The organism is Halomonas sp. PR-M31 (genome assembly GCF_001039575.1).
Taxonomy (GTDB): domain Bacteria; phylum Pseudomonadota; class Gammaproteobacteria; order Pseudomonadales; family Halomonadaceae; genus Modicisalibacter.
Map to the genome: position 1 here is coordinate 90,984 of NZ_JIBT01000014.1, position 10,665 is coordinate 101,648.

The following is a 10,665-nucleotide window of genomic DNA, read 5'->3' on the forward strand; positions in this document are numbered from 1 at the left end:
TCACAGCTCTTCGAGCTTGATCTGGTGGTTGGTATAGACACAGATGTCCGCGGCGATGTTCAGCGACTTCTCGGTGATCTCCCGGGCGGCAAGCTCGGTGTTGTCGAGCATCGCCCGAGCGGCGGCCAGGGCATAGTTGCCGCCGGAACCGATGGCGATGACGCCGTGCTCCGGCTCCAGCACGTCGCCGGTGCCGGTCAGTACCAGCGAGGCATTCTTGTCCGCAACGACCAGCATCGCTTCGAGCCGGCGCAAGGCGCGGTCGGTACGCCACTCCTTGGACATTTCCACGGCGGCCTTGACCAGATGTCCCTGGTATTTCTCCAGCTGGGCCTCGAAGCGCTCGAACAGCGTAAAGGCATCGGCGGTGCCGCCAGCGAAGCCTGCCAACACCTGATTGTGATAAAGGCGGCGAACCTTGCTGGCATTTCCTTTCATTACCGTGTCGCCAAGGGACACCTGGCCGTCGCCGGCAAGGGCCACCTGATCGCCGCGACGCACGGATACGATCGTCGTCATGAATAGAAACTCCCTGGAGGCAGGCCTTCTGGGAGGTGATCGACCTGCCCGGTGACTTTGGGCGTCCGCTTCATTCAAAAGAGGAGAAGGAACGACCGATATGGAATCATCCTAGACAGTGTGGGCGGGATGTGCGGAAATCAACCGGCCCAGGATGGACAGGAGCTATATCGAATCTCGAGTCAGTTCTGAAGTTTGATCATCAACGGCTCAATGCCCTGGGTCACCATCAGATCCTGGGCGCGATTGAGCTCCCTCGTATCCTGATAGGGGCCCACCTGTACCCGGTGCCAGGTCTGATTGCCTTGTGCCTTGACCTCGGTGATCTTGGCCAGCAGACCAAAGTCCTTGAGCCGACCCGCCAGACGCTGAGCATCGGCGATATTCTTGAAAGAGGCTGCCTGCAGCATGTAGCTGCCATCGTTCTTGGGCGCTGTCGACTTCTTGACCGCCGTATCATTTTCAACCACGTCCGCGACTGCCGCCGTCTCCGGCGTCGTGTCTGCATCATCGACCTTGGGGGCGATGACTTCGGATTCCGGCAGTAGCGTATAGAATTCGAAGGTCGGCATGCGCGCCTCCTCTTTCTCGGCGGTCTTGCCGGCGTTCGAGGCGCCTTGGGGCGACGCGTTCTGGGTGCTGGCAGGCTTGGGCACCACCGTGGCCATGGGAGGCGCGGTTTCCTGAAAGTACTGGGATAGGGCAAAGCCGGCAATGAGACCGCCAAGGCCCCATAGCCAACCGGGTATGCTGATGCCACTGCGCTGCTTCTGCCGCGACGAACGACGTGCGGTGGCCCCTTTCCTGCGAGGGGATTGACTCGATTTTTGACTCGTACTGCGGCTGGCCATTGGTTACATCTCCTCCGGGGCGCCGACACCCAGTAAATTCAAGCCGTTACGGATGACCTGGCGAGTTGCAAGCCCTAGCGCCAGGCGAGCGTTGCGCAGCGCTGCGTCATCCACCATGACCTTGACCGCGTTGTAACAGGTATGAAAATCCGCGGCGAGATCCTGCAGATACTGGGCGATTTGCTGAGGCTCGCGGCTGGCTGCGGCATGGGAAACCACTTCCGGGAAGCGAGCAAGACGGTTCATGAGGGCCTTTTCCTGATCTTCCACCAGCAGGGCCAGATTATCGCTTGCAAGGGTCAGGTCGAAGGGGCGGGCATCCGTCTCGGCACGACGCAGAACGCTGCTGATCCGAGCATGGGCATACTGAATGTAGTAGACCGGATTGTCGTTTGACTTGGAGCGGGCCAGGTCAATGTCGAAGGTCAGCTGGGAGTCGGCCCGACGAGCGGCCAAGAAATAACGCGTGGCGTCCCGGCCGACCTCGTCGATCAGATCCCGCAGGGTGACGTAGCTGCCGGCTCGCTTGGAAAGCTTGACCTCCACTCCGGAGCGGGTCACCAGCACCATCTGGTGTAGCACATAGTCCGGCCAGCCGTTGGGAATGCCGACCTCCAATGCCTGCAGCCCGGCTCGCACCCGGGTCACCGTGGAGTGGTGATCGGCACCCTGCTCGTCGATGACCCGAGTGAAGCCCCGCTGCCATTTGTCGAGGTGATAGGCCACATCGGGGACGAAGTAGGTGTAGGCGCCGTCGCGCTTCCGCATGACGCGATCCTTGTCGTCACCAAAGCTGGTGGTGCGAAGCCACAGAGCGCCATCCTCTTCAAAGGTATGGCCGCAGTCGATGAGTCGCTTCACGGTCTCTTCGACCTTACCCTCGCTGTACAGCGAGGACTCAAGAAAATGAACGTCGAACTCGACGCCGAAGGCCTTGAGATCCAGATCCTGCTCCCGGCGCAGGTAGGCCACCGCAAAACGGCGAATCGCCTCGAGATCCGTCGGATTCGCTGCGGCGGTGACGTGCTGATCGTCCGCATCCACGGTCTCGCCGGCCAGATAGCTCTTGGCAATATCGCCTATGTAATCACCGCGATAGCCATCCTTGGGCCAGGCCGGGTCTTCGGGCGTCAGGCCGTCGATGCGGGCCTTTACCGACAGCGCCAGGTTGGTGATCTGGGCACCGGCATCGTTGTAGTAGAACTCCCGGGTGACATCGTAGCCAGTCGCTTCCAGCAGGCGGCACAGGCAATCGCCTATCGCCGCGCCACGACCGTGGCCAACGTGCAGGGGGCCGGTCGGGTTGGCGGAGACGAACTCCACCTGCACCTTCTGGCCCATGCCTTCCAGGCTGCGCCCGAAGGTATCGCCGGCATCGAGTACTGCCGGCACGATGCGGGCAATCGCATCCGTGGCGGCAAAGAAATTGATGAACCCGGGGCCTGCGATTTCGACCCGTTCCACGCTGTCATTGGCCGGTAGCGCCTCGATCAGTGCCGTCGCGACTTCCCGAGGGTTACGGCGTGCTGGCTTGGCCAGCAGCATGGCCAGATTACTGGCGTAATCGCCGTGAGCCTTGTCTCGGGTCGCCTCGATCTTGATCGTGGGGTGAGCATCGTCGGGCACTAGCCCCTGGGTCTTGAGCGCGGCCAGGGCCTGGTCGAGCAGTGAAGCAATGGTGTCTTTCATGAGGATGCGTGAGGTGTCCTGTGGCGCTAGCGAGTATTCATCGGCACGACGCAGATATCGTTTGAAGGCGTCGCCCACGAGTCAATGTAATTGAGCATTATCGGCAATTGCGGCCTGGCTTTAAACCTTTGGTGATTTCTCAGCTCAAGGTTTGCGGATCAATGTCAATTGACCAGCGCACCCGCCGCGCCTGTGGCGAGCGTTCCAGCCAGTCGACGAGAAAGGCGCTGGCGTCGTGCAGCGCGCTGCGTTTGGCCGCGGACAGCATCAAGTGCACATGATAGCGATTCTGGCGCCGCTCCATGGGGGCCGGGGCCGGGCCCAGGCAATGCACGTCCAGGCCGCCCTGGTCAAGCCAGCTGCGCAAGGAGATTGCTGCTGCGCCTGCAAGCGTTGTCGCGTCGGCTTCTTTCGGGCTCTCAAAGCGCAGTAGCGCCATATGGCGATAGGGCGGCAGGGATGCGAGACGGCGCTCTTCGAGAAGCGTGTTGGCCAAGGTGTCGTAGCCGCTGTCCGCCAGCAGGCGTAGATGCGGATCATCCGGATGCAGAGTCTGCACCAGGACGCGACCCGGGCGTCGGCCCGGCCGGCCCGGCCGGCTACCTGGACCAGCAATTGGGCACTGTGTTCAAGGGCACGAAAATCGCTGGCATAAAGCCCTGCGTCCGCATTGACTACCACGACCAGAGTGACATGGGGCAAATGATGGCCTTTCGCCAGCATCTGGGTGCCGATCAGCAGGCAGGGGTCGCCGCGCCGCACCTTGGTAAGGACGTGCTCCAAGGCATCCTTGCGCCGGGTGCTGTCCCGGTCGATGCGATATACCGGAATCTTGGGAAAAAGGGCAGATAGCGCTTCTTCGCTACGTTCGGTGCCGGTACCCAAAGGACGCAGATCGGCGCTGCCGCAGTCAGGGCAGACGTCCGGTAACCGTTCCTGACGCTCGCAGTGATGGCAAATCAAGCAAGATGGCTGGCGATGCAGGGTCATGCGCGCATCGCAGTGAGGGCACTGGGCCAGCCAGCCGCAGCCGTGACAGGCAAGGGTTGGCGCGAATCCGCGTCGGTTGATGAATACCAGCACCTGACCACCTCCAGCGAGGGCCGCGCTGATGGCGTCGGTACAGGGCGCAATCAACCCGCCTTGAGACGATCGGCCGCGCAAATCGACGAGCTCGAGTCTGGCAGGAGCATGATGGCTGGCACGTCGGGTCAAGTGCAGGTGGCTATAGTGGCCGCTACGTGCCTTGACCAGGCTCTCGAGGGATGGCGTGGCGCTTCCCAGCAGGATAGGAATGTCGTGGTGATGGGCGCGGGCAATGGCCAGATCCCGGGCATGGTAGCGTAGCCCTTCTTGCTGCTTGAAAGAGTTGTCGTGCTCTTCATCGACGACGATGACGCCAGGCCGCGCCAAGGGCGTGAACACCGCGGAGCGGGTGCCGATGACGATGGGCGCCCGCCCGGAGCGAGCCGCTTCCCAGGCGTCCAGGCGTTCTGCATCCGTCAGGCCGGAATGCAGTGCCACCACCGTCACGCGAAAGCGTTGGCGAAAACGCGCCAGAGTCTGGGGTGTTAGACCAATTTCGGGTACCAGTACCAACGCTTGGCGTTCCTTGGCGATGACCGATTCGATCAACTGCAGATAGACCTCGGTCTTGCCACTACCGGTAACTCCCTGCAGCAGACTCACATGATAGTGATCGAGCCGCTGATGCAGCTCCGCCAGAACGCTGGTCTGCTCGCGATTGAGTATCAAGGCAGGTTCCGCAAGCAGGTTGCCCCCCGGCAAGGGCGGCGGTCCGGTCAGGGGTTCTTCCTGACAAGCCGCTAGTCCCTTGTCCAGGAGCCCTTTTAGCTGCGCGCGACTGAACCCTTGAACACCGATGACCGATCCCACTACGCCACGGGGATGCTGGCGCAGCAGCTCGAGCAGTTCCGCTTGGCGTCGTGCCCGTCCCAGCTGAGCGGCATTTGCGCGGTGGCCGGCCTCTGTCAACCGCCATCGTTCCCGGGTCCGCGCTTCTAATGGACGGCCTTGGCGCAGCAATACTGGCAAGGCCTGGTGCAGGGTGTCTCCCAGACCATGCTGGTAATAGCGCGCGGTGAAGCGACACAGCCACAGCCAGTCCTCAGGTAGCGGTTCACTGTCCAGGCAGGCGCTGATCGATTTGAGGGCGCCAAGTTCGAAATCGCTGGTATCACGGCACTCGACGACGATACCGATCACTTCGCGTCGCCCGAAGGGTACACGTACCCGCAAGCCGGGTTGCCACCCCTCATTGGGAGTGACCTGACAGGGGCGATAATCGAACAGTTTACGCAGCGGTGTAGGGACGGCGACGCCGAGCACCTTGGGTGAAAATGCCGTAAATGATGAGGCTGACAATTGGTCTCCGGTGATAGCCCTGCTATAATATGCGCCCCTTGGCAAGTTGTGCATTGTGCGATAGTGCAGCTTGAAGGGGAAACCGGTTATCTCGCACCCGTGTACGGTGCTCGACCAGGATCGAGTGGCGGTACACAGACAAATGAGGCTTCAAGATGAAACAAGGTATTCACCCGGATTACAAGAAAGTCACCGCGACCTGTTCCTGTGGCGCCACCCATTCCATAGGCACCACCGCTGGCGAGGACTTTTTCGTCGATGTCTGCTCCAACTGCCATCCGTTCTATACCGGTAAGCAAAAGCAGGCGACTACCGGTGGTCGCGTCGAGCGTTTCAACAAGCGTTTCGGTGCCGCCGTCAAGCGCAGCTGAGCAAGACATTTGCCTAAATCGAAAAACCCGTCTGATATGGCGGGTTTTTTTGTACGTTGCGCCTAATAAACTATTCTTGAGTAAGTAACATCAGATATTGATCCTGTTGTTTTTCTTTGTGGAAATATTTTCCTGTATTGAGATAAAAAACAATACAAACATGAGGTTGTGGTCAATTGTGAAGTAGCTATTTTTTCTATATTCTGAGTAAACCCCCGAAAAAACTGGACAAACCCCATGACGGACGCGAAGAAGCAAGCGGCACTGGATTATCATTCCCAACCGATCCCTGGAAAACTGTCGGTCGAAATCACCAAGCCGACCTCTTCTGCCAAGCATCTGTCGATGGCTTACAGCCCAGGCGTAGCCGAGCCGGTCCGGGAAATCGCAAAAGATCCGGAAAATGCCTATCTCTATACGGGTAAAGGCAATCTGGTCGCGGTCATTTCCGATGGTACCGCGATCCTTGGGTTAGGAAATCTTGGGGCGCTTGCCAGTAAGCCGGTCATGGAAGGGAAAGGGGTACTGTTCAAGCGATTTGCCGGAATCAACTCGGTTGATATCGAAATCAACGCGGAAAGCCCTCAGGCATTCATCGACACCGTGGCCCGCATTGCCGACACCTGGGGAGGCATCAATCTCGAGGACATCAAAGCGCCGGAGTGCTTCGAGATCGAACGCACCCTCATCGAGCGTTGCAACATCCCGGTCTTCCACGACGATCAGCACGGCACCGCCATCGTCACTGCCGCGGGGATGCTCAATGCGCTGGATATCGCCGGTAAGAAGATTGCCGAGGCGCGGGTCGTGTGTCTGGGAGCCGGCTCAGCCGCCATTGCCTGCATGAAGCTGCTGGTGTCCTGTGGGGCCAAGGCTGAAAATATCTACATGATCGATCGCAAAGGTGTGATCCACAGCGGTCGTGACGATCTCAATCAGTACAAGGCGATGTTCGCCACGGAAACATCGCTGCGCACCCTCGATGAAGCGATCGAGGACGCGGATGTCTTCGTCGGCCTGTCCGGACCCAATCTGCTGTCCGCGGATCAGCTCAAGAAGATGGCTGCCAATCCGGTGGTATTTGCCTGCTCCAATCCAGACCCTGAAATCGATCCTGAAATAGCCAATGAGGCGCGTAATGACGTGATCATGGCTACCGGACGCTCGGACTATCCCAACCAAGTCAATAATGTATTGGGCTTTCCTTTCATCTTCCGGGGGGCACTGGACGTGCGTGCAACCCGTATCAACGAAGAAATGATGATCGCGGCGGTTCATGCCATCAAAGATCTGGCCCGAGAGCCGGTACCTCAGGAAGTGCTCGATGCCTACGAGGTCAAGACATTGGAGTTCGGCAGCGGTTACATCATCCCCACGCCGCTGGATGAACGCTTGCTCGACCGAGTCTCTTCCGCCGTGGCCCAGGCTGCAGTGGACTCCGGCGTGGCGCGTCGTCCTTATCCCTCGCATTATCCGTTGCAGAACGTCGAGGATGTCTACGGGGGGTGATCATGCAGGCACTCACCAATTGTAAAGCAGCGAGGCTGCCGTGGTGGTGTCCGTATTCACCTTGTCGTCCTCGACGTCCGGCGGGTTCGAGTTGTTCTTGATCTCATGGGATATACGTAGGGCGAGACTGGCGTTGAGTTGAGTCGTGATAGCGGTAAAGGTACGTGTAGTGACATTGTCTCGCGTGCCTTCTACCGACAGCTCCTGTTGAAAGCTCGTGCCCTCGGAAAGCTGCCATTCATAGTCCAATGCGCCGTAACCCACCGCCAGATCCTTGATGTTCCCGTTCTCGAGCGCATCGCGACGATAGCCGGGGCCCGTTTCCAGAGACAAGGTGTGCGTGGGGCCGACCAATACCTGGCGTCCGTAGCCGCCAATGAAGGTCAGCTGATAGCGATACCCGCTAAAGCGCTCCTTTTCCCAGCGTGCAAAACCAAATAGATAGTGGGGCCCGTCCAGATCATAGCGTTCGCGCCCGGCAACCAGGTATTGTTCGTCACTGCTTTCCCCATCTTTCTCGATCTTGCGCGTCTCTCCGCGCAGACTATGGGTCAAACGCCCTGTCAGCCAGGTCAAACGCCCCTTGGCAATCAATGTTTCACTATCGGTATTGCCTGACAACTTGGTATAGCCAAGCTCCGCCTGACCGCTGAAAACCGGCGCTTCGTCATCCGGTGCAGGTGGGGCGTAGAACGAAGCGGCGGTTGCCTGCCGAGCAGCAAGCGAAATGGCGAGCGTCAACAGAAGAGTTGGCGTAAGCCATGAGCGTGGCATGTCGAAAACTCCTGGTGCTTTCGTGTTGGCGCCCGTGAGGGCGCTATCGACGCAGAGATGAGAAAGGGGAAGAGCCGATGGGCCAGCCGATATCACGGCTGGCCCATCGGGTGTCATTGGTTTTGAACAGGTGTTCAGAAGATCGCTTCGTAGGTACCAGTACCCTGAGACCCGCTGCGATTTTCCAGCTCCCGCTGGATACGCCGGGGTTCAAACTCGGGCAGATTGTCTTCCCGGAACAGCTCTTCGATACCACCGGGTTGATCGTCATGCAGCAGCAGGCCGCTGTTTGCATCGATACGCTTGGTCACAACATCGTCAGGGCGCTCGGGAACGCTTTCCGGCGTGCCTTTCAAGGCTTCCCGCATGAAATCCTTCCACACCGGCAGCGCCGCCTGGGCGCCATACTCGCCGGTGCTTTCGTTGCTATCCTTGCCAATCCACACCGTTGCCACCAGATTGCCATTGAAGCCCGAGAACCAGGCATCACGCTGATCGTTGGTGGTACCGGTCTTGCCCACGATATCGCCACGATTCAACTCTAGTGCGCCCCGGCCAGTACCTCGTTCGATCACGTCGCGCATCATGTCCCGCAGAATGTACAACGCCTGAGGGTCGACGACTCGAGGCGCAAGCGGATACGTCTTGCCGTCGAGCCGCGCTTCGCTGATGCCTTCGGGGCACTTAGGACAGGCGATATCCGGTGTGGCTTCCGCAAGGGGCTCCTGTTCACCGGTATGCATCACCCGCTCGATGTACCAGGGCGTGACTTTGAAGCCGCCATTGGCCAGCACCGCGTAGGCGTTTGCCATCTCCAGCGGCGTCAGCGAAGCGCTACCCAATGCCAGGGAAAGACCATGGGGTAGCGCCCGTCGGCAAAGCCGAACCGCTCCAGGAAGGCGAGCGCATTATCCAGGCCAAGCGCCTGCAGAACGCGGATGGTGACCAGATTGCGCGAGCGATAGAGCCCGACTCTGAGTCGCGTCGGTCCACGAAATTCGCCTTCCGAGTTGCCAGGACGCCAATCGCCACCCATGTCGCTCATGACCACCGGCGCATCGTTGACGACGGTAGCGGCCGTCATGTTGCCCTGTTGCAACGCCGCCAGATAGATGAACGGCTTGAAGATCGAGCCGGCCTGACGATTGGCCTGAGTCGCCCGGTTGAACTTGCTGTGAGCAAAGCTGAAGCCACCCTGCAAGGCTCGAATGGCGCCGGTGCGAGGCTCCAGGACGACGATCGCGCCTTCGATGCCCGGGCGCTGAGAAAGACGCCAGTTGCCTTCCTTGTCTCGCAAGATGCGTACCAGAGAGCCACGTTGAGCGATCTGGTCGGCACGCGTGGGCGCTTCGCCGCGCCACTTGGGGCTACGGTATTCCCGCGCCCATTTGAGTCCATTCCAGTCTAGGGTGACGAGCTCGGCGTCATTTGTCAGTACCTGCATCTGCTGATCTTGCGTAGAGGCGACGATCGCAGGCTGCAGGGGACCTGTAACGACGGTACGATCGAGCACCTTTAGCCAATTGCTGACATCGCCCTCTATGCCGCTGACCTGGGCCTCACTGCTCTGGGCTGCCTTGCGGGCGGTCTGTATGACTTCCGGCGAAGCCGACAGCTCTTCCTCCAGGCCTTCACGCTGGGTCTTGTCCTGGGCCTCGACCAGACTCGGCGGAATCTCGGTTTCCTCGGCGCCGCGCCAGCCGTGACGAGTGTCGTAATCGATCAGCCCCTGAACCAGGGCTTCCCGCGCCTGCTTCTGCAGCTGACTGTCGAGGGTGGTGTAGAGCTGGTAGCCACCGGTATAGGCGTCGTCACCGAAGCGTTCGATGGCGAACTGACGTGCCATCTCAGCAATATAGGACGCCTCGACCTCTACCTGAGCCGAGTGACGGCGGGCCGTCAGCGGTGCCTGTACCGCTTCGTCGTAACGCGTTGCATCGATGTAACCCAGTTCGCGCATGCGATACAAAATCCAGTTGCGTCGGATCAAAGAGCGTTCTGGATTGGCCAGGGGATTGAAGGTGGAGGGGGCCTTGGGTAGACCGGCGATCATGGCTTTTTCCGCCAGGGTCAGTTCCTCCAGGGGTTTGTCGTAATACGTCTTTGCAGCGGCGGCGATGCCATAGGCGCGATGCCCCAGGAATATCTTGTTGACGTAGAGCTCGAATATCTCTTCTTTGTCGAGAATCTGCTCCATCTGCAGGGCCAGTAATATCTCACGGATCTTACGGGTAAAGGTTCTATCCAGGGTCAGCAGATAGTTGCGCGCCACCTGCATGGTGATGGTGCTGCCCCCGGATTGAATGCCACCGCTTGCAGCCAGCTCGAGGGCTGCCCGGGCAAGCCCTTTGGGATCGACGCCAAAATGCTCGAAGTAGCTGTCGTCCTCGGCAGCCAGAAAGGCCTGCACCATGTCTTCAGGGATGGCGTCGTAGGAGACCGGGGTACGACGCTCTTCGCCAAACTCGCCAATCAGTTTTTCATCCCGGGTATAGATCCGCAGCGGAGACTGCAGTTCGTACCCTTGAAGTTGACGCACATCGGGTAGACCGGGAGCGAAGTAGAGG

The 10,665-nt window shown here is 59.6% G+C and carries 6 protein-coding genes and 2 pseudogenes; 2 read left to right on the forward strand and 6 right to left on the reverse strand.

What is annotated here, in order from left to right; translation table 11 throughout:
* From hslV to CH74_RS05120, 4 genes and pseudogenes are all read right to left on the reverse strand, one after another.
* Positions 1–519 (reverse strand): ATP-dependent protease subunit HslV, encoded by a 519-nt coding sequence (hslV, locus tag CH74_RS05105; protein WP_048306399.1) that lies wholly within the window; start codon positions 517–519, stop codon positions 1–3.
* A gap of 182 nt (positions 520–701) precedes the next feature.
* Positions 702–1,370 (reverse strand): SPOR domain-containing protein, encoded by a 669-nt coding sequence (locus CH74_RS05110; protein ID WP_048306400.1) that lies wholly within the window; start codon positions 1,368–1,370, stop codon positions 702–704.
* Positions 1,371–1,373: 3 nt separating this feature from the next.
* The gene (argS, locus tag CH74_RS05115; RefSeq protein WP_048306416.1) at positions 1,374–3,059 is read right to left on the reverse strand and encodes an arginine--tRNA ligase; all 1,686 of its coding nucleotides are present in this window, start codon (positions 3,057–3,059) and stop codon (positions 1,374–1,376) included.
* 139 nt (positions 3,060–3,198) lie between these two features.
* Positions 3,199–5,498, reverse strand: a pseudogene (locus tag CH74_RS05120) (primosomal protein N').
* Positions 5,499–5,599: 101 nt separating this feature from the next.
* On the opposite strand from CH74_RS05120, the gene rpmE reads away from it, so the two are divergent.
* A complete protein-coding gene (gene rpmE / locus CH74_RS05125) occupies positions 5,600–5,815 on the forward strand; it encodes a 50S ribosomal protein L31 (protein ID WP_048306401.1) in 216 nt (71 codons plus the stop codon).
* 237 nt (positions 5,816–6,052) lie between these two features.
* On the forward strand, positions 6,053–7,324 hold the full coding sequence (locus tag CH74_RS05130) for a malic enzyme-like NAD(P)-binding protein (protein WP_048306402.1): 1,272 nt from the start codon (positions 6,053–6,055) through the stop codon (positions 7,322–7,324).
* A gap of 12 nt (positions 7,325–7,336) precedes the next feature.
* Here CH74_RS05130 and CH74_RS05135 read toward each other — a convergent pair whose 3' ends face one another.
* On the reverse strand, positions 7,337–8,098 hold the full coding sequence (locus CH74_RS05135; RefSeq protein ID WP_048306403.1) for a YdiY family protein: 762 nt from the start codon (positions 8,096–8,098) through the stop codon (positions 7,337–7,339).
* Between the two features lie 134 nt (positions 8,099–8,232).
* Positions 8,233–10,665 (reverse strand): annotated as a pseudogene (locus CH74_RS05140) (penicillin-binding protein 1A); the annotation flags it as partial.

What these genes read in the sequence shown, in the direction of transcription:
- CH74_RS05135 (WP_048306403.1), bottom strand. Translation starts at nt 8,098, where the DNA reads ATGCCACGCTCATGGCTTACGCCAACTCTTCTGTTGACGCTCGCCATT.
- CH74_RS05110 (WP_048306400.1), bottom strand. Translation starts at nt 1,370, where the DNA reads ATGGCCAGCCGCAGTACGAGTCAAAAATCGAGTCAATCCCCTCGCAGG.
- rpmE (WP_048306401.1), top strand. Translation starts at nt 5,600, where the DNA reads ATGAAACAAGGTATTCACCCGGATTACAAGAAAGTCACCGCGACCTGT.
- hslV (WP_048306399.1), bottom strand. Translation starts at nt 519, where the DNA reads ATGACGACGATCGTATCCGTGCGTCGCGGCGATCAGGTGGCCCTTGCC.
- CH74_RS05130 (WP_048306402.1), top strand. Translation starts at nt 6,053, where the DNA reads ATGACGGACGCGAAGAAGCAAGCGGCACTGGATTATCATTCCCAACCG.
- argS (WP_048306416.1), bottom strand. Translation starts at nt 3,059, where the DNA reads ATGAAAGACACCATTGCTTCACTGCTCGACCAGGCCCTGGCCGCGCTC.